Consider the following 18270-nt stretch of genomic DNA (forward strand, 5'->3'; position numbering starts at 1 on the left):
GTCATCACCTCTGCCGCCATCGCCGCATCGAGATAGAGCTCGACCCATGGCTGTTTCGCTCACGCACTGCGCCCAAACCGTTGTGTCCCAACGAGATCGGGATACCGAACCACGTCGAACGAGTGAATACCCGAAACCTGTCCACATTGTCCCGACCGGCATGGCGAGTCACGCTGACCGGGATGGTCCGCGCGACGGCTCGGTTGTGCGGGATGGGTCAGCGAACTCCCGGATGACCCGGGCGAGTCTTGCTGGTTGGTCGAGTGGGATGAGAGTGTAACTATCTGCTATCTCGATCAACTGTGCGCGCGGGAGGAATTCGGCGAGGCGTCTGCCATGTTCGGGTGGCATTACGCGGTCGTCCTCCGCCCAAACCACGAGGGCCGGGCGGTCGAAGCTCGGCAGATACTCGGCCGAGGCGAGCAAGAAGCTCGTATCTGCCGCCGCGGCTCGCAGCATTCGCACTGCGTCGCGGCGGATCTCCGGCTGAGTCAAGATCGGCTCCATCCAACCGGCGACCGTCGCGTCTCCGCGTTTGGTCAGCCACCCGAACGCGAGCGGGCTGTGCCGGAGTATCCGGAACCGCATTTGCTGCATGAATAGCCCGAACAACGCTGGCGAGAGCTTGCCGGTGAGCATGAGCAGCTTGCCGGTCAGCCCGGGCGGGAAGTTGTCGAACGCCTCGCACGAGACGAGTACGACCCGCCCCACGCGTTGTCCCGCAAGGGCGGTGCCATCGCCCATCAGTAGCTGGACAAGCGCGCCGCCGGTGTCATTGCCGACGAGGGTCACGTCATACAGGTCGAGGCGGTCGAGGAATTCCGCGACCAGCTGGGCTATCGCAGGCAAAGACAGGTCGGCGTCGGCGTGCATCCCGTGCCGATGCGCGCCGAGCGGCAATGTCGGCGCCACGCATCGGTGGTCGGCGGACAGTTCGGCAATTGGTCCGTCCCACAGCGAAGCGTCCATCATCAATCCGTGCAGCAGCACAATCGTGGGGCCGTCACCGCCGGTGTCTCGGTAGTCGATAGTCCCCGCGGACAGCTCGATCTGCTTCATACCTTTCGCCCCTGCGAGGCATGGGAGATGCCGGAGTGATCCGCTGCCGGATGATCGAACAGGTGCCGGTGCAGGAAGGACAACTGCGCTTCGACGGCCTGCTCGTGCTTATCCAAGAACGGGGCGTAGTGGGGACCGGATATTTCGACGACCTCCCCGCGTGGAGCGCGGCTCGCCGCCTTCACAGATGGCTTGACGAGCGACGTCTGATCGTGGTCACAGACCATGACAAGTAGCGGCGACTGCACCTGGGAGGCGGCACGGCCAGGCTGATAGAGAGTGAAGCGAAGCGCGGTACGGGCAGCGATCATCTGCTGCCAGTCCGGATACATGTGCGAACGCAGTGCGAGTCCGGTGTCGATTCCGTCCGGCGTCGTGAGCATCGCGACGGTCCCGGGCTTTCCGACGAGCGGCACCAATCGCGGTGGACGCCCCACGAGACTACCGAGGGCGTCGAGAACGCCCAGGCCGGTGAAACGTAGCATCGCCAGTGGCTTCTGGTGGCGCATGGCGTTGCGGCTCAGGGCCGGACCGTCGGGGTTCGGTGTCTGTGCGATTGCCGCGCCGAGCTGCGGGTTGCGCGCCGCGACCCGAAAGATGTGACCGCCGGTGGCGGAGAACCCCCAGATTGCGAGTTTGGTCGGATCGACTCCCGGCAGAGTCCGGGCGAAGTCGATCGCGGCCTGCCAATCGTTGAGCTGGTTTCTGGCCGAAAACGCGAGGCGCGGCTGCCCTTCGCTCTCACCGACGCAGCGGTAGTCGAAGGCGAGTACCGCAAACCCCGCATCGTTGAATCGCTTCGCGAACTGGTCGGTGGCCGGCTCCTTGGGTACCCCGAACCCGCCTGCCATGATCACGCAAGCGCCGTTGGTTCCCGGATAGTGCCAGGCGGCACATATAGTGTCGCCGCTGACGAATCGAACCTTCTCCCGTTCGACGGACTCGGACGTGTCTTGTTCGGTCATTTGAGGCTGTCCTGTTCTGATTGTTGGGTGCTGATCGGTATGGCTATTGGCTGGCGACGGGATGGCCGATCGTGTCGGGCTGGTCGAGGGCATGGGCCTTGGCGTTGCCCCAAGATTGCTACGCACCATCCCTGGCTTCGTCGGGGCTCAGCCGACGCACCGAGACCAGACACAGCCCGAGGTCGCGGACTTTGGTCAGAACACCGTGCAACGCGGGTTGATCAGCAATCAGGCCAAAGATGGCGGTCTGAGTGACCTCGGCGTTGACCTGCAGTCCGCCGAACCAGTCGGCCCACCGGTCGTCGAGGACGCCATCGACGCGGATCTCGTAATGCGCCGGCCATCCCGAGCCCTTCACACCCGCTCACGGTCCTGGCGGAGAACCAGTGCCCGGCCGCAACGGCGCTGCTGCTCGAAGAGCCCGAGGACGGCGGCCATGCCAAGGGGCAAGGCGTTACGCGTAATGAGCGTTTCTCCGATACCTGCGGGACAGGTCGTGTACTGCTCGAGCCTGAGCGCATCCATTGCCGATTCCTTCTGCTGATGGGCATTTCAGTCACCGAATACGCTACGAACGCCCCCCGGACCGGCGCGTCACCCAAAGGTGGATATGCAGGTGGAATCTCCGCAGACGCGTCCGGCCCGAAAGTGGTACCAGGGCAGCGCAGTATTCTCTGGTTGCCGCATATGCCAGGCGATCTCGCAGCCGGAGCGCCTGATTCGCCCGCCATTACAATGGGCCCAGCCAGCAACCGAGCTAACCATCGCTGGACGTGCTGAGCGGTAGGTTGTCGACGGCTGAGCCGCCCGCGGCTTACCCGTTCCGAGGTGTCATGTCCGAGCAGGATGCGCTGCTAGCCACCAAATTGCGTGTGCCCGGGCTACGCCTGGGCTTCGTGCCCCGCCCGCGGCTCGTCGGTCGGCTCGACGCAGATCTGAAACAGGGGCTGGTTCTGGTCTGCGCCCCGGCAGGGTTCGGCAAGACGGGCATGCTGGCCGAATGGGCTCGAAATGGCCCACGACCGGTTGCCTGGCTGTCGCTTGATGCGGCAGACAATGACCCGGCGCGGTTTTGGCGGCACGTGGTTGCGGCGCTCGATCGGGCGCGCCCGGGAATCGGCGAGCGGGTCGGCCCGCTGCCGGGCCCGCCCGCCCCGACCTCGTTCGAAGGACTGGTGACGGCGCTGATCAATGCGCTGGACGCCCGGTCTGGTGAGGAAGAGGTACTGCTGGTCCTCGACGACTACCACCTGATTGATGCGCAGGCGGTTCACGCCGCGCTGACGTTTCTGCTGGAGCACCTGCCGACAGGTCTGCGGCTGGTACTGGCCAGCCGGTCCGACCCGCCGCTGCCGCTGGCGCGGTTGCGGGCCCGAGGTCAGCTGGCTGAGCTGCGCGCCGACGAGCTCCGCTTCGCACCGGACGAAGCGGCAGCGCTGCTGCGTGGAGCGACTGGCGGCGGCTTGCCCGACGCGGCAGTAACGATGCTTACCACCCGCACCGAGGGATGGGCAGCCGGCCTGCAGTTGGCCGGCCTCTCGCTGCGAAGCCAGGCGGATCCCGCCCAGTTCGCAGCGGCGTTCAGCGGCAGCCACCGCTACATCCTGGACTACCTGGCAGGGGAGGTACTCGAGCAACTGAGCGAGCAGGTACGCGGGTTCCTGCTGCAGACCTCCGTGCTCGAGCGCCTCAGCGGGGAGCTCTGTGATGCCGTCACCGGCCGGGCGGATGGCCAGGAGATGCTGGAAGGGATTGAGCTGGCTGGCCTGTTCCTCGTGCCGCTGGATGAGGTACGCGGCTGGTGGCGCTATCACCATCTGTTTGCCGAGTTGCTCCGCGCCCGATTGCAGCACGAACAGCCCGGACAGGCCTCAGCACTGCACCGAAACGCGGCAGCCTGGTGTGCGGCGCATGGGCTCGCCGACGAGGCCGTACACCACGCATTACGTGCGGACGACACAGCCTGGGCTGCGCGGATGATCGAACGGTACTTCGACGGGATCTTCCGTCAGGGCGAGCAGGCAACGGTGCATCGTTGGCTTTCCGAACTGCCCGCCGAGCTCATCCAGTCAAGGCCCCGTCTGTGCCTGGCACAGGCGTGGATGGCACTCGTGGGCAGCAACTCGGACGCGGCTGGGCCGCGGCTCGACGCTGTCCAGCGGACGCCTGCAGACGCTGGTGAAGAGCCGTTCGAGCCGTCGGTCGGCAGGGCCGCGAGCTGGCTGGCGAACGTCCCCGCAGCGATCGCACTCGCTCATGCCTGGCTCGCCTATCTGCACGGCGATGCCGAGGCAACGGCCGCGTTCGCCGCACGGGCACTGGCCGAACTCGGCGAGGACGAGTGGATGCTGGAGTCCGTAACCTGGTGGCAACTGGGCTTGGCCGAATGGCTGCGCGGCAGGCTCGAAGAAGCCGAGCAGGCATTCACCTCGAGCATCACCCAGTGGCAGGCGGCGGACGAGCGTTCCCTGGCTGTTCGGGGTTACTACCACCTCGGCCAAGTGCGGCGCGCCCAAGGCCGCCTGGACGCAGCACTGGGCGCCTACCAGCAGGCAGTCGAGATCACCGCACCACCCGGTGTGCCGACTCTGTCGACTGCTGGCATGGGGTACGTGGGCATGGCGGAGGTGGCCTACCAGCGAGGCGAACTCGATGCCGCCCTCCGGGACGTAACCGAGGGCATCGCACACTGCCGGCAGCTGACCTACACTCAGCCGCTGGCCGCAGGGCTGGCGACACTGGCGTGGATCCGGCGGGCCAAGGGTGACCCGACCGGGGCCATGGCAGCGATCGGCGAGGCCGAGCAGCTCACATCGGGTACAGCCATGGCCGACCAGTTCAATCCTGTTCCAGCGCAACGGGCGCGGTTGCACCTCGCACAGGGCGATATCGTCGCGGCGGCCCATTGGACGAAGGAACGCGACCTGAGCGCGGAGGACGAGCCGGACTATTCCCGGGAGCCCGAGTATCTGGTGCTGGCCCGGTTGCTGCTCGCGCAAGACTTGCCCGGCCCGGCACTTGCACTCTTGGAGAAAATGCTCGCGGCGGCGGCCACCCGAGGCCGTGTCGGGAGCATCATCGAGATCCAGGCGCTACAGGCGCTGGCCCTCGCCGCTCGGGGTGCGGAGAACAACGCTGTGGACGCACTGGCCAATGCGCTCACACTCGCCTACCCCCACAGCTATGTTCGGGTTTTCGCCGACGAGGGTGCCCCAATGGGTGTGCTACTCCGCCGACTGATCGCGGCCCAGCGGGCAGAACACGCCGCCCGCGGCGTGCCCCTCGGATACCTGGCCCGGGTGTTGCAAGCGCTCAGCCAGGAGCACCTCGTCCAAGATTCCGGGTCGAGTGCCGCGGCAATGGCGCCGGGCCTGGTCGAGCAACTGACCGCCCGTGAGCGCGACGTACTGGGTCTGCTGGTCGCAGGCAGATCGAACCGGCGGATCGCCGACGAGTTGGTAGTCAGTGTCGACACCGTCAAGAAACACATAACCCACATCTTCGGCAAGCTCGGTGCCGTCAACCGCACCGAGGCTGTCGCCCGGGCGCGCCAACTAGGTTTGATTCGCTAGAGCAGCGCTCCACCTACACAGAGGCACCTCAATGGAAGTGCAGGCCTGCGATTTTCGCTTCTACGCCCGGGAGCCGGGCGGAGCGTCGATACCTCCGCCCGGCCGTCCCGAACCGCGGGGTCAGGAATGTCCGGCGATGATCACCTCGGGAATGCCGGTGCCCAGCGGCACCGCGCGGCACGTCGGTGCGGGCGCATGCACAGGATCCAGCGTCTGCAGCAGCAACTCCTGCACGAACGGGTCGTAGACCATGTGGAAGTGACCGGTCTGGTCGACCGCGCACAGATCCTGCAGCGCGATGTTCTGCACGCTCGAGCCGTGCAGCGCGATATTGCTGAACGGCTGGATCATCTCGTCGACCCGGCTGCCGACGGTCACGTAATGCGGGCCGGGCACGGTGTCACCGCCCGCATTGAGTTCGACCATCACCGGCGACCCCTGCGCCTGCTGCACCGCCGCGAGCGAGGTCACCATCGAGAATGCCTGCAGCGCACCCGGAATCGCCTCCGCCGCCGGCACCAGTCCGTACATCACCCCGCCGTAGCTCGGGGACGCCAGACCGATCCACTGACCGATCTTCGGCGCACCGCCGAGCCTGTTGACGTAGTAGCGAGTGACATTGGCGCCCTGGGAGAATCCGACGATATCGACCTGTGTGGCACCGGCGGCGGCCAGCACCTGGTCGACGAACGCACCGACCTGGTAGGCGCTCATCACGATGTCCTCCGTGCCGTAGGTGTCCTTGCCGGGCGCGCCGCCATAGTTGAGGGCGAAGACGCAGAAGCCGAGCGCCGAAATCTGCGGCCCGATGGCCGACCAGTCGGAGTAGGCAGTGGAATCGGTGCCGTGCGCCAGGACGACCGGACGGGGATGTTCAGCGGTCGGCTTGCAGTCGAAGTTGTTGACACCGACCGGGACCGCGTTCTTGTGCGTCTTCTGATAGGTCGCGGCGGCCAGATGGTCCGGTTGGGCGGGGCCGGGTCGGGTTGGTATATCCGGCGGACGGTATCCGACGATTTCCGCACTCACCGGCGCGGTTCCGACCGGTTCCGCGCTCACGATCGGCGCGGCGCCGGAGCCGAAAACGACGGCTCCGGCCAAGATACCGGCCGCCACCACACGCCGGAACTGTGATGTACCCCAACCCCACGAACCAATCGGCTGTTCCATATCACAATGATGTACCCGATCGACTCGAAAAGTGCACGCTCACGCGGTGTTTCACACCGCCATTACTTTTCGGGGGCGTCATCCTCGGCGAGAATGCGGTATAGCGATTTGCGCGCCTCGGTGAGCACCTCCGCGGCCCGGGTCGCCTGCTGCGGCGTACCCGCCGCGGCGACCTGAGCGGCCGCACCCATCAACTGTCCGATGAGCCCACGCAGATCCATCGCCTGAGTACCGACGTCCTCCTTGACATCCGCCCAGGGATCGCCGAGGTCGTCACGATGCTCGGTCACGTAGGCCGCGCCCGCGTCGGTGAGCTTCGCGGTCTTGCGACCGGCGACCTTCTCGATGAGCACCAAACCCTCGTCCTCGAGCTGTGCGAGCGCCGGGTAGATGGATCCCGGACTAGGGCGCCAAACATCGTCGCTTCGCTCCCTGATCTGCTGGATCAGTTCGTAGCCGTGCATCGGACGCTCGGTGAGCAGCAACAGCACCGCCGCACGCACGTCACCGCGCCTGCCCCGGCCGCCGCGACCGCGCCCACGTCCGAAACCGGGACCGAAGCCGGGTCCGAAACCAGGGCCGAGGCCCGGTCCGAACTCGGGCCCGAAACCGTGCCGCCCGCCGCGGCGATGCTGCCGACGACTCGCGTCGCCCTCGTCATGACCCGGCTTCCGCCAGCGGCCACGACCTCTGAATTCTCCGTATTCGATGTTTTCCATGTCAGCCTCCTTGGGCTCTCGCGTGTATCTCACATTATCGACGATATATCGGCAATGCATCGCGCGCAAGAGTGATGGGTGACACGAACCAACTAGTCGCTCCAATGTGATCGGGCCGCACATCAGTCGATGCGCGGCCCGATCGGAAGGCGTCGGTAGTGACTTGTCACCTGAGCGAGGCGTAGCCATGGAGCAAGTCACCAACGAGATCGGACCCACCATGCGCACACCGATGGAAACCGTTATTGCGCCAGCGAATCGATCCAGCGCTCCAACCGGAGCCCCTCGGCCACCATGAGCTCCGGATCGCGGAAGGCATTGGTGAGCAACGAGATCCCCTGATATGCCGCGAACAGCGCAACGGCGAGCTCTCCCGCATCCGCACGCCCCATTGCCGTGAACTGCTGTTCGATCCAGTCGAGCAAGCTGCGGATACTCGCCGCTGAAGCCCGCTCCAGCCCGTCACCACGTTTACCCAGTTCCGAGGCCAAACTGCCAGTGGGGCAACCGAATTGCGCGGCACGGTCACGCTGGTCGACCCAACCGCGCACCAGCGCCTTCAGGCGCTCCCGCGGCTCGTCGTACTGCTCGAGCGCGGCGATCAACACCTGCAGCGTCTGCCCGTGCGCGCCCAGTGCCGCCTCGACCAGCTGATCCTTGGTCTTGAAGTAGTAATACACGTTGCCGACGGGGACCTCGGCCGCGCGCGCTATATCGGCGATCGTCGTCTTCTCGACGCCCTGTTCATGGAACACCTGGGCGGCCGCTCCGGCGAGGCGTTCCCGCTTGCCCGCCTTGGGCAGCGTGCGCCGTCCTTCGACTGAGTTAGTCATACAACTAACTATAGACAATCCGGTAGCTCATCGGCTACGGTCATTTAAGTCAGCCAACTAACTCAGGAGTGAACGTGATCGTAGTGACCGGAGCGACCGGCAATATCGGACGCACCCTCGTGCAGCACCTCGTCACCGCGGACGAACAGGTGATCGCCGTATCCCGCGGAAATCAGGACATCGCATTGCCGGACGGCGTCCAGCATCGGCAAGCCGATCTCGCCGACCCTGAAAGTCTCTCCCCCGCAATCGAAAACGCCGATGCGCTCTTCCTGCTCCTCACCGGACCGCAACTGGTAACCGGACCTGATCCGGCGCGGTTCGTCGAGGTCGCCGCGGCCGGCGGAATCAAGAAGTTGGTGCTGCTGTCGTCCCAGGCAACCGGCACCCGGCCCGGACTCGCCTCGCACGCCCGACTGCATGCCTTCGAGTCGGCGCTGCAGCAGTCCGACCTGGACTGGACGATTCTGCGGCCCACCGGATTCTTCTCCAATACCTACGCGTGGATCGAGTCGATCCGGGCCGAGCAGCTGATCGCCGCACCCTTCGCCGATATCGCCCTGCCCGCGATCGACCCCGTCGATATCGCCGAGGTCGCGGCGACCGTATTGCGTACCGATCATTCCGGCCGTGTCTACGAACTGACCGGACCCGCCGCCATCAGCCCGCGCGAACAGGCCCAGGCCGTCGAGGCCGCGCTCGGTACCTCGCTGCGGTTCGTCGAATTGACCCGCGAGCAGGCGCGTTCCGGCATGTTGCGGTTCATGCCCGCCGACGTGGCCGACGGCACGCTCGACATCCTCGGCACACCGACGCCGGCCGAGCAGCAGGTCAGCGGCGATATCGAAGCTGTGCTCGGGCGACCCGCGACGTCGTATGCCGAATGGGCGCGACGCAACCGGGCGGTCTTCGGCTAGCCCCTGCTCGACTGTCCGCCGATCCGGATCTGCTGCTCGCCCTTGCGATCTCGTACGTCGACGCCGAGGGCGAGCAGCTTATCGTCGAGGTCCTCGACTTCGAGCGACTTCTTGTCGGCGATTGCCCGCCGCCTGGACCGCATCAGGGTATCGATATCGGCGCCGGTTTCCGGCAGTCCATCGACCCAGCGGGTGAAGTCCGCACCATACGGGTCGTTCTGCTCGAGCCAGGGGTAGCCGTGGTCGCGGAAGGCTTGTTCGATGGCGCGGGCGCGCAGGTCGGTTGCGCGAAAACGGGCCAGCCGCAGTCGATTTCGATCGGTGACGACCAAGTCCCCGTGCTCGCGGAAGACGGCGGCGATCTCGGCGCGCGATACATACTGTTCGCGCCCGTTCTGGGCGAGTTCGACGTGATCGCCGGCAACGGTGAGGGCCAAGCTCTCGTTTCTCGCGGTGCCGAACAGGGCCAGCCCAGCAAGCGCACCGATCACTGTGGTGATCGGAACCAGCCAGATGCGCGGCACCGTCATGGCGATGCGCAGCGGGCCGGGAATCTCGTGCACGGTATCCACCAGCCACTGGCCGACGAACGGGACGGCGAATCCGATCCCGCAACCCAGGGCGAGCCCGCCGAGGCCGAACAGCCAGAGCCAGACGGTGGAGAAACGCAGCACCGTGGGTGCGGATGTGGTGGTCATCGGTCATCCGATCCGATAGGGCGTAAGAGGCGGGAGACGGTGGCGCGCACCAGCGGTCGCGGATCGTGCGGACGATCCGGATCGGCATTGAGGAAGGCCGCATCGATGATCGACAGGATCCAGCGCGCGGTCTCCTCGGGATCGAATCCGGAATCAATGCGGCCCTGGTCGATGCCGCGCTCGAGCAGCGTCGTGAGCCCCGCCGCACTGAGGCGCGCATCCTCCATGGCGACCGCGAGGAGTTCTTCGTCGTGCTCGATCCGTCGCAACAGTTCCACCATGAGCCCCGGTGCGGCCGGATCGAGCACCTCACCGGCGAGCGCGTCGACGATATCGAGGATCGCGGCGAGGCAATCGGTGCGATCGATATGCCGGGAAATGAGTTCGGTGTGCTCGGGAATCGACAGTTCGAAGATCGATCGGAAGACCGCGGCCTTGTCCTGGAAGTAATAGAACACGCTGCCCGAGGTGAGTCCCGCCTTGCGGGCGATCTGCGCGGCCGTGGTGCGCTCGTACCCCTGCGTCGCGAACAGCCCGGCCGCGGCATGCGTTATGGCGGTGCGCCTTTCGGCGACGCGCTGCGGATCGACGGTGCGGGCCATGCTTCGAGTCTATCATTAATTAATCAGCCAGTTAAAGAATTACCGCGAGCGCGGGCCAGCCCCGTCAAGCGAGGCTGGGACTGCCGTGAGGGAGCGCGGCCCGCCGAAGGTCGGTCAGCCGGTGACGAAATCGAAGACCGGGGTGGTGGCGGCACGCAACTCACAGCTGTTGCCGAAGGTCTTCTGCCACTGGAAGTTTCGGCCGCGCCACGTCCCGGCGGCGGTCGCGGTCACCGGGGCGTAGATCTTCATGCAGCGGACGCCGGGATCACCGACGAGCTTGTCGAAAGTGCCGCCCGCGGTCGCCAGCGCCGCGCACGCCTCGCTCGCCGCTGGGTGACTGCCGGCCGCCGGATCACAAGTCAGCGTGACCTGCTCTGCGCCAGGACTCTGCGCCTCCCCCTTACTGACGCTCAGCGATAACTCGGACAGCCCAGGATCCGCGCCGGCGGGTGCCGGCGATAGTCCGGCGGCGGCAAGCGCAAGGCAGATGGTCGCGATGGTACGAAGCGAGTTGCTGATCATTCGTCCCACTCAACCACAGCACGCACCCCACCACGATCGACCACCACAAGTCGGCACGGCGCGATTATTTGCGCTGTGAACAGCGGGCCGAGCGTCAGCCGATATCGACTGGATCGATTTGGACGCGGAGGGGGGCGTCGGAGCGGTGGGTGCTGCGGATGGCCTGGGCGGCGGTGAGGGCGCGGGCCAGGGCGGCGCCGGAAGTACGGTGCACGCGCAGGAGCATACGTTCGACGTCGGCAGGCGTATCGCCGCTGTCGAAGGGTTTGCGGGCCCCGGGCGGGAGCGGTACTGGGCCCAGGAGGTCGACGTTCTCCGGAAGCTTTGCCGCGGAGAGCAATTCGGCGATGGAATCGGATGTGCCATCGATGGCGGCGATGCGGACGGCAGGCGGAAAGCCGACTTCGGCGCGGCCGGCCACCTCGGCGCGGGCATGGCCGACCGGATCCCAGCGCAGCAATGCCTGAACGGTCGGCAGCGAAGGTTCGGCCATCACGATGACCTGGCCGTGGGTGCGGACCAGGGTGGCGGCCGACATCCAGCGGCGCAGCGTGTCCTCGGCGGCCCGCAGGTCGGCGCGGCTGAGCAGCGCCCAACCGTCGAGCAGCAGGGCGACACCGTAGCCGCCGGGCAGCACCGGTTCGGCGCCGACGGTCGCGACGATCACCTGGGGGCCGGGTTCCACCGTATCGAGGATCGCGCCGCCGCTCGACCCGCGGATGGGCACACCGGGAAATGCGCGGCCGAGTTCCTCCGCGGTGCGGGCCGCACCGATCACCACTGCGCGCAGCGCCCTGGAAGCACAAGCGGGACAACGGAATGCGGCCTCGGTGATACCACACCACCGGCACGCAGGACTGTGCGCGGTCTCGCCGCGGTGCCCGGCTCGCCCATCCGGCAGGGCAAGTGGGCCGTTGCAATGCCGACATCGTGCTGGCGTTCGGCATTTCGCGCAGGCGAGCGCCGGAATGTACCCGCGCCGCGGCACCTGCACCAATACCGCAGCCCCCTCTTTGAGTGCCGATCGCGCGGCGGCATATCCCACAGCGGGGATGCGCACCGCCCGCGCGACGGGATCGCGTTCCATCGCGATATCGGAGTCACCCGGAGCACTGATGCGCGGGGAAACCTTGCGCACCACAGCCCGATCGGCGACCAGATCATGCGCCCACCCCGAATCGACCACCGCCTGGATCTCCGCCGTCCGCGCGAATCCGGCCGCCACGAACGCCGCCCCGTTCTCGTGCGCCCGCAGCATCGCGACCTCGCGCGCATGCGGATACGGCGCCCGCGGCTCGGCATAGGTGTCGTCCCCGTCATCCCAGATCGCGATCAACCCGAGATCAGCGGCGGGCGCGAACACCGCACTGCGCGTCCCCACGATCACCCGCGCCGTCCCTCGCAACGCGGCCAACCACCGCCGATACCGCGCGGCAGGACCCAACCCCGCAGCCAACCCGACCGCCGAATCCCCCACCAGCCGAACACATTCCGCCAGCACCCGATCCAGATCCCGCTGATCCGGCACCATCAGAATCGCACTGCGCCCCTGCCCCGCCACCACCGCGGCCAACTCCGCCAACCGCCGCGCCCAATCCTCCCCCGGCACCGCCTGCCAACCCGCCCGCACCCCCTTTCCCTGCCCCAATGCTGATACGAACGCCGCCCCATGGACATACCGCTCCCACGGACCGACATCCACCCCGTCCGGCATGTCACCCGAATCAGTCAACGCCGCAGCGACATTCACCGACCTCGCGGATTCGGCCGCAACGGCACCAGGCAAACCCGCTGGTAGGCCCCCGCCCTCCGGCTCCGCATCCCCGCTTGCACCAGTGGTAGCGACAGAGTCGGCACCGGCCTGCATACGCGACGTCGCGACATCCGAGTTCGCCACCGATCCGACGGAATCCGTTGGCGGCGACACCGATCCGGCACCGGCAGCCGTCGCGTGATCGGTGTATCGCGATGCCGCCGGAGCGGTATCGGGCCGATCGCCAGCGACGTCGACCACCCCCGCCGCATCCACGGATGCAGCGGATTCGACAGAGTCGGCCCGCACCACGGAAGCGCCTGCCGTCCGCACGTCAGGCGAATCAGCCACCGCCGCAGTGACATTCGGAGTTCGGGCAGGATCGACGGAATCGGCGGGCGCCGCTGCCGAGTCATTCGGCATATCCAGCGATCCCGACACAAACGATGCCCTATGCGGATCGCCAACTACCGGAGCATCGGGTCGGGCAGCGGCGGATGGTGCATCAGCCACGAATGCAACCCGTTCCGCCGCGGAATTGTCGGCGAGATCGCTATCGAGCGGGGCGCGCCAGGTGCCGGATGTGACAGCTCGACCGCGCGAAGGTGTGGGCGCTTGGGCTGTTCGACTCACAGACGTGCCCGCACCGCCGTCGGCCGACTCGGTCGAATCATCCGGTGGCTCTTCGGATTCAGCCGATTTCTTCGAGCCGCCGTTCTCGGTGCGGGCGTGCCGGGGCGGGATGGCCAGGCGCAGGACGTCCGCGCGGGTGCCCGCGTAGCGGGCGGCTACGGCAGTGGCCAGCTTCAGGATTTCCGGGGTCAGGACGCGTTCGGACGAAACCACGCGCTCGAGTTCGACCATCTTGCCGGTGTGGTCGCTGTGGGACAGGCGGGCCAGGATATAGCCGTCGACGAGGCGGCCCGCGAAGCGGACCCGGACTCGGACGCCGGGCTGGGCGATTTCGTCCAACTCCGGAGGCACGACGTAGTCGAAGTCACGGTCCAGGTGCGCAGGCGACAACAGCGGGAGCACCCGTGCGATCGGGTGTCCCGCTGCTGTCGAATCGTGCGTCGCCATGGCTCCGGCGCCGGCGGGAGCCATGGCGGAGAGGTCCGCTGTGGGTTGGTGCACGCGGGCCCCGATGTACCTACAGGCCGACGGCCGCGCGCAGCTTGTCCGCCCGGTCGGTGTGTTCCCAGGGGAGGTCGATATCGGTGCGGCCGAAGTGGCCGTACGCGGCGGTCGGCGCGTAGATCGGCCGCAGCAGGTCGAGGTCGCGGATGATCGCGCCGGGCCGCAGGTCGAAGACTTCGGTGATGGCTGTGGCAATGCGCGTCGGGTCGACCTTCTCGGTGCCGAAGGTCTCGACGAACAGACCGACCGGTGCGGCCTTACCGATGGCGTAGGCGACCTGAACCTCGACGCGGTCGGCGAGTCCGGCCGCGACGACATTCTTCGCGACCCAGCGCATGGCGTAGGCGGCCGAGCGGTCCACCTTCGACGGATCCTTACCGGAGAACGCGCCGCCGCCGTGGCGGGCCATGCCGCCGTAGGTGTCGACGATGATCTTGCGGCCGGTCAGGCCCGCGTCGCCCATCGGGCCGCCGAGCACGAACTTGCCGGTCGGGTTCACCAGCAGCCGAATATCGGACACATCAAGGGTGGGCACATCCAAGTCGCCCAAGACCACGTCGACGACCTTCTCGCGGATATCGGGGGCGAGCAGGTTGTCCAGGTCGATATCGGCGGCGTGCTGGGTGGAGATGACGATCGTATCGAGGCGGACCGGACGGTCGCCGTCGTATTCGATGGTGACCTGGGTCTTGCCGTCGGGACGCAGGTACGGCAGCACACCGGACTTGCGGACCTCGGTCAACCGACGCGACAGCCGGTGCGCCAGCGAGATCGGCAGCGGCATCAACTCGGGCGTGTCGGTGTTCGCATAGCCGAACATCAGGCCCTGGTCACCCGCGCCTTGGCGCTCGATCTCGTCATGAGATCCGGCCGTGCGCGCCTCGTGCGAGGTGTCCACGCCCTGCGCGATATCCGGCGACTGCGCGCCGATCGCGATATTCACACCACAGGAATTGCCGTCGAATCCCTTTGCGGACGAGTCATATCCGATTTCCAGGACCTTTTCGCGGACGATCTTCGGAATATCCGCGTAGGCCGAGGTGGTGACCTCCCCCGCGACATGAACCTGACCGGTGGTCACGAGTGTTTCCACCGCGACCCGGCTGCGCGGATCTTCCGCGAGCAGCGCGTCGAGGATGGAATCGCTGATGGCGTCACAGATCTTGTCCGGATGACCTTCGGTCACGGACTCACTGGTGAAAAGGCGGCTGCCAGACGTGGGCACAGTTCTTCCCTCTCCCTCAACGGGTTACTCATATCGAATTGCGACGGCAACGCGATGCGTTAACCTCACAATCCTTCATCTCAGACTATTCCAAACCACCGACGCGATGGAGCTGACGACAGGCAACTGTCTCAGACTATTGATTCCGTCAACGTGTCGGGCCGGGGCTCCAGCCTCCAACACGTCGACCAGTCCGGGTTGCGGTCGACAACCAGCCTAACCACGCATCGGCGCAGTATCCACCCAAAGTGCACGGTTCGCGTCATTCCAAGCGACGCAACGGGTCTCAGCGCAACAGCGGACCGAGTGCGTCCAGCACCCGGCTCGCGAGCAACGCCTTCGACCCGTGGTCGAGCGCCTGTTCGGTGCCGTCGGCACCGAGTAGCCAGCCGTCGTTGGTATCGACCTCGAACGCCTTGCCCTCGCCGACCGCGTTGACGACCAGCAGATCACAGCCCTTGCGTGCCAGTTTGGCCCGCGCGTGCGTGAGCACATCGCCCTGCTCGTCACCGGTCTCGGCGGCGAAGCCGACGATCGCGGTACCGGGCAGTTGACCGTCGCGTCGCGCCTGGACCAGCCCGGCGAGAATATCGTCGGTCTTGGTCAGCGGGATCACGTCGGGCTCGTGCGCGCCCTTTTTGATCTTGGCCGCAGCAACCGTTGTCGGCCGGAAGTCGGCGACGGCGGCGGCCATGATCACCGCGTCCGCACCGAGCGCATGCTTCTCGACGGCGGTCTTGAGCTGTTCGGCGGTGGTGATGTGCACCAGGTCGACAGCGGCGGGTGCGGCCATCTCGATCGTATTGCCCGCGATCAACGTCACGTGGGCACCGCGCTGCGCGGCCACCCGAGCCAACGCGTAGCCCTGCTTGCCGGAGCTGCGATTACCCAGGAAACGCACCGGATCCAGCGGTTCCCTGGTGCCGCCCGCGGTGATCACCACGCGGCGGCCCGCCAGATCACGCGGGATGGCGTCGGCGCGTTCCAGCAGCAGCGTCGCGAGCCCGAAGATCTCCTCGGGCTCGGGCAACCGGCCGGGACCGGTATCGGCACCGGTCAACCGGCCCGACGCGGGTTCCATGACGATCGCACCGTGCGCACGCAGCGTCGCGACATTGGTGATGGTGGCCGGATGCTCCCACATCTCGGTATGCATCGCGGGCGCGAACAACACCGGACATCGGGCCGTCAGCAGCGTGGCGGTGAGTAGATCGTCGGCGCGGCCCTGTGCGGCGCGCGCCATCAGATCGGCGGTCGCCGGGGCGATGACCACCAGGTCCGCCTCCTGGCCCAACCGCACATGCGGCACCTCGGGCACATCGGTGAACACATCGGTGTGCACCGGGTTCCCGGACAGCGCTTCGAAAGTTGCCTTGCCGACGAACTGTAGCGCCGACTCGGTGGGGATCACCCGAACCTGATGCCCGGTCTCGGTGAACCGGCGCACGATCGAGCAAGCCTTATAAGCGGCGATTCCGCCGCCGACGCCGACGACGATCCGTGTGGTCACTACCCCTCCGGTGGGCTGATCCCCGCCTACGCGGGGAGTTCGACGAGTCTGCTATTCGCCTTCGGAGTGCTCGAGCAGGTCGGAGTGGATCTCCCGCATCGCGACCGAGAGCGGCTTCTCCTGCAGACCCGGCTCGACCAGCGGACCGACATATTCGAGGATGCCGTCGCCGAGCTGGTTGTAGTAGTCGTTGATCTGACGGGCCCGCTTGGCCGCGTAGATGACCAGCGCGTACTTGGACGAGGTGCGCTCCAGCAGCTCGTCGATCGGCGGGTTGGTGAGGCCGACCGGAGTGTCGTATGCGGGCGCGGGCTTGATGTCCGTACTGCTCACTTGTGTGGGCTCCTGCGGGGATCGGTTCTTCGGGCTGGGTTATTTCGAGCGTGTGCGTGTCACGAACTCGAATTTGTGCTAACAAACAACGATACCAACTGCTCACAGGCGCTGGTCACCTCGTCGTTCACTATGACGATGTCGAACTCGTCACAGGCCGCCAATTCGGTCCTGGCGGTATCCAACCTGCGTGCGATCACCTCGGGCGATTCGGTACCGCGCGAGGTGAGCCGTGATACCAATTCGTCCCAGCTGGGCGGGGCGAGGAATACCAGCAGCGCCTCCGGGATGGCCTTGCGTACCGACCGCGCGCCCTCGAGGTCCACCTCGACGAGCACCGGCAGTCCGGCAGCCAATCCGTCACGCACCGGTTTGGCCGGGGTGCCGGAGCGCTGTAATCCCCCGTGGATATCGGCCCACTCGAGGAGTTCACCCGCCGCGATCATGGCGTCGAACTCTTCCCGGGACACGAACCGGTAGTCGCGGCCGTCGACCTCCCCGGGCCGGGGGGCCCGGGTTGTCGCCGACACGCTGAAGACCAGTTGGGGAAGTCGCTCGCGGACGCAACGGACCACGGTCGACTTACCCACGGCCGAGGGGCCGACCAGTACAACCAGTCGACCCTTCCGCGTGTGTTCGACCACCTTGGTGGTCAGGCGAAGTCGAATCGGGCGAGCAGCGCCTTGCGCTGCCGATCACCCAGTCCGCGCAGACGCCGGGTGGGGGCGATCTCCAGCTCGCTCATGATCTCCGCCGCCTTGACCTTGCCCACCTTGGGCAGGGCCTCCAGCAGAGCCGACACCTTCATCTTGCCGAGGATCTCGTCGGATTCGGCATCGGTGAGGACCTGCTTCAGGTCGGTGCCGCCACGCTTCAGGCGCTCCTTGAGCTCCGCCCGAGCACGGCGAGCGGCAGCCGCCTTCTCCAAAGCAGCGGCGCGCTGCTCGTCAGTCAGCTGGGGAAGGGCCACGGTTCCTCCGTCTCATCGTTCATTGCATCAACTCCTGCCGGTAACCCAGCAGTCTCAGCGACCGTACCCACGACGTTCTCCGATTGCGAACCCACCCCCCAGGTCAGCGCATGATTCGCCGATATCGTAGGGGTGGTCCCGGCGGGATGCGCACAGCGCGTCGATCGCTGCGGAGATCCTACCGCCGAAATCTCGAAATGCCCCGCGAGCTGGGGGTATTCATACATTCAGCGGGTTAGCGGAGCGGTTGCGGCGGTAACCCGCATCGCGCCAGCAACCGGT

At 66.6% G+C, this 18270-nt stretch carries 17 protein-coding genes; 2 read left to right on the forward strand and 15 right to left on the reverse strand.

The genetic code is table 11. From position 1 onward, the window contains the following. Nucleotides 1-168: 168 nt before the first annotated feature. From ACQP1G_RS28270 to ACQP1G_RS28280, 3 genes are read right to left on the reverse strand one after another with little or no spacing between them, the layout of a single operon-like run. Nucleotides 169-1059, reverse strand: a complete 891-nt coding sequence (locus ACQP1G_RS28270; protein WP_433192594.1) for an alpha/beta fold hydrolase — start codon at nt 1057-1059, stop codon at nt 169-171. Beyond that, nucleotides 1056-2153 carry an alpha/beta hydrolase gene (locus ACQP1G_RS28275; RefSeq protein WP_433192595.1) on the reverse strand — a complete coding sequence of 366 codons (1098 nt, stop codon included), beginning with the start codon at nt 2151-2153 and terminating at the stop codon, nt 1056-1058. Before ACQP1G_RS28275 ends, ACQP1G_RS28270 begins: the two co-directional genes overlap by 4 nt. Then, entirely contained in the window at nt 2143-2382 is a 240-nt protein-coding gene (locus ACQP1G_RS28280; protein ID WP_433192596.1) for a hypothetical protein, read from the reverse strand. Before ACQP1G_RS28280 ends, ACQP1G_RS28275 begins: the two co-directional genes overlap by 11 nt. Nucleotides 2383-2857: 475 nt before the next feature. Here ACQP1G_RS28280 and ACQP1G_RS28285 point away from each other — a divergent pair, with 475 nt between their 5' ends. Further along, nucleotides 2858-5596 carry a LuxR C-terminal-related transcriptional regulator gene (locus ACQP1G_RS28285; protein WP_433192597.1) on the forward strand — a complete coding sequence of 913 codons (2739 nt, stop codon included), beginning with the start codon at nt 2858-2860 and terminating at the stop codon, nt 5594-5596. Nucleotides 5597-5716: 120 nt separating this feature from the next. On the opposite strand, the gene ACQP1G_RS28290 is transcribed toward ACQP1G_RS28285, so the two are convergent. The 3 genes from ACQP1G_RS28290 to ACQP1G_RS28300 form a co-directional block, all read right to left on the reverse strand. Further along, complete coding sequence (locus ACQP1G_RS28290; RefSeq protein ID WP_433192598.1) at nt 5717-6766, reverse strand: esterase/lipase family protein; 1050 nt, start codon at nt 6764-6766, stop codon at nt 5717-5719. Between the two features lie 62 nt (nt 6767-6828). Then, nucleotides 6829-7485 (reverse strand): PadR family transcriptional regulator, encoded by a 657-nt coding sequence (locus ACQP1G_RS28295; RefSeq protein WP_433192599.1) that lies wholly within the window; start codon nt 7483-7485, stop codon nt 6829-6831. Nucleotides 7486-7727: 242 nt separating this feature from the next. Continuing rightward, nucleotides 7728-8318 (reverse strand): TetR/AcrR family transcriptional regulator, encoded by a 591-nt coding sequence (locus ACQP1G_RS28300; protein ID WP_433192600.1) that lies wholly within the window; start codon nt 8316-8318, stop codon nt 7728-7730. Nucleotides 8319-8392: 74 nt separating this feature from the next. Between ACQP1G_RS28300 and ACQP1G_RS28305 the strand changes: the two genes are divergently transcribed. Beyond that, nucleotides 8393-9235 carry an NAD(P)H-binding protein gene (locus tag ACQP1G_RS28305; RefSeq protein ID WP_433192601.1) on the forward strand — a complete coding sequence of 281 codons (843 nt, stop codon included), beginning with the start codon at nt 8393-8395 and terminating at the stop codon, nt 9233-9235. Here ACQP1G_RS28305 and ACQP1G_RS28310 read toward each other — a convergent pair. From ACQP1G_RS28310 to mihF, 9 genes are all read right to left on the reverse strand, one after another. Then, a complete protein-coding gene (locus ACQP1G_RS28310; RefSeq protein ID WP_433192602.1) occupies nt 9232-9933 on the reverse strand; it encodes a YqeB family protein in 702 nt (233 codons plus the stop codon). The two genes, ACQP1G_RS28305 and ACQP1G_RS28310, sit on opposite strands and share 4 nt — an antisense overlap. Next, nucleotides 9930-10535: a TetR/AcrR family transcriptional regulator gene (locus ACQP1G_RS28315; protein WP_433192603.1), complete on the reverse strand. Its 606-nt coding sequence runs from the start codon at nt 10533-10535 to the stop codon at nt 9930-9932. Before ACQP1G_RS28315 ends, ACQP1G_RS28310 begins: the two co-directional genes overlap by 4 nt. A 114-nt stretch (nt 10536-10649) precedes the next feature. Beyond that, entirely contained in the window at nt 10650-11060 is a 411-nt protein-coding gene (locus tag ACQP1G_RS28320; protein WP_433192604.1) for an SSI family serine proteinase inhibitor, read from the reverse strand. A 94-nt stretch (nt 11061-11154) separates the two neighbouring features. After that, complete coding sequence (locus ACQP1G_RS28325) at nt 11155-13893, reverse strand: hypothetical protein (protein WP_433192605.1); 2739 nt, start codon at nt 13891-13893, stop codon at nt 11155-11157. A 70-nt stretch (nt 13894-13963) separates the two neighbouring features. After that, the gene (metK, locus tag ACQP1G_RS28330; RefSeq protein ID WP_433192606.1) at nt 13964-15175 is read right to left on the reverse strand and encodes a methionine adenosyltransferase; all 1212 of its coding nucleotides are present in this window, start codon (nt 15173-15175) and stop codon (nt 13964-13966) included. Nucleotides 15176-15461: 286 nt separating this feature from the next. Beyond that, a complete protein-coding gene (coaBC, locus tag ACQP1G_RS28335) occupies nt 15462-16685 on the reverse strand; it encodes a bifunctional phosphopantothenoylcysteine decarboxylase/phosphopantothenate--cysteine ligase CoaBC (RefSeq protein WP_433192607.1) in 1224 nt (407 codons plus the stop codon). A 51-nt stretch (nt 16686-16736) separates the two neighbouring features. Continuing rightward, nucleotides 16737-17018, reverse strand: a complete 282-nt coding sequence (gene rpoZ / locus ACQP1G_RS28340) for a DNA-directed RNA polymerase subunit omega (RefSeq protein WP_040692158.1) — start codon at nt 17016-17018, stop codon at nt 16737-16739. A 59-nt stretch (nt 17019-17077) separates the two neighbouring features. After that, the gene (gene gmk / locus ACQP1G_RS28345) at nt 17078-17662 is read right to left on the reverse strand and encodes a guanylate kinase (RefSeq protein ID WP_433192608.1); all 585 of its coding nucleotides are present in this window, start codon (nt 17660-17662) and stop codon (nt 17078-17080) included. 8 nt (nt 17663-17670) lie between these two features. Beyond that, entirely contained in the window at nt 17671-17988 is a 318-nt protein-coding gene (gene mihF / locus ACQP1G_RS28350) for an integration host factor, actinobacterial type (RefSeq protein ID WP_040692163.1), read from the reverse strand. Between the last annotated feature and the right edge of the window lie 282 nt (nt 17989-18270).

The organism is Nocardia sp. CA-107356 (assembly GCF_050946365.1).
Lineage (GTDB): Bacteria > Actinomycetota > Actinomycetes > Mycobacteriales > Mycobacteriaceae > Nocardia.

Excerpts from the sequence above, each read along its gene's own strand:
- ACQP1G_RS28270 (WP_433192594.1), bottom strand. The coding sequence starts at position 1,059 with ATGAAGCAGATCGAGCTGTCCGCGGGGACTATCGACTACCGAGACACC.
- ACQP1G_RS28275 (WP_433192595.1), bottom strand. The coding sequence starts at position 2,153 with ATGGTGCGTAGCAATCTTGGGGCAACGCCAAGGCCCATGCCCTCGACC.
- ACQP1G_RS28285 (WP_433192597.1), top strand. The coding sequence starts at position 2,858 with ATGTCCGAGCAGGATGCGCTGCTAGCCACCAAATTGCGTGTGCCCGGG.
- ACQP1G_RS28290 (WP_433192598.1), bottom strand. The coding sequence starts at position 6,766 with ATGGAACAGCCGATTGGTTCGTGGGGTTGGGGTACATCACAGTTCCGG.
- ACQP1G_RS28295 (WP_433192599.1), bottom strand. The coding sequence starts at position 7,485 with ATGGAAAACATCGAATACGGAGAATTCAGAGGTCGTGGCCGCTGGCGG.
- ACQP1G_RS28300 (WP_433192600.1), bottom strand. The coding sequence starts at position 8,318 with ATGACTAACTCAGTCGAAGGACGGCGCACGCTGCCCAAGGCGGGCAAG.
- ACQP1G_RS28310 (WP_433192602.1), bottom strand. The coding sequence starts at position 9,933 with ATGACCACCACATCCGCACCCACGGTGCTGCGTTTCTCCACCGTCTGG.
- ACQP1G_RS28315 (WP_433192603.1), bottom strand. The coding sequence starts at position 10,535 with ATGGCCCGCACCGTCGATCCGCAGCGCGTCGCCGAAAGGCGCACCGCC.
- ACQP1G_RS28320 (WP_433192604.1), bottom strand. The coding sequence starts at position 11,060 with ATGATCAGCAACTCGCTTCGTACCATCGCGACCATCTGCCTTGCGCTT.
- ACQP1G_RS28325 (WP_433192605.1), bottom strand. The coding sequence starts at position 13,893 with ATGGCGACGCACGATTCGACAGCAGCGGGACACCCGATCGCACGGGTG.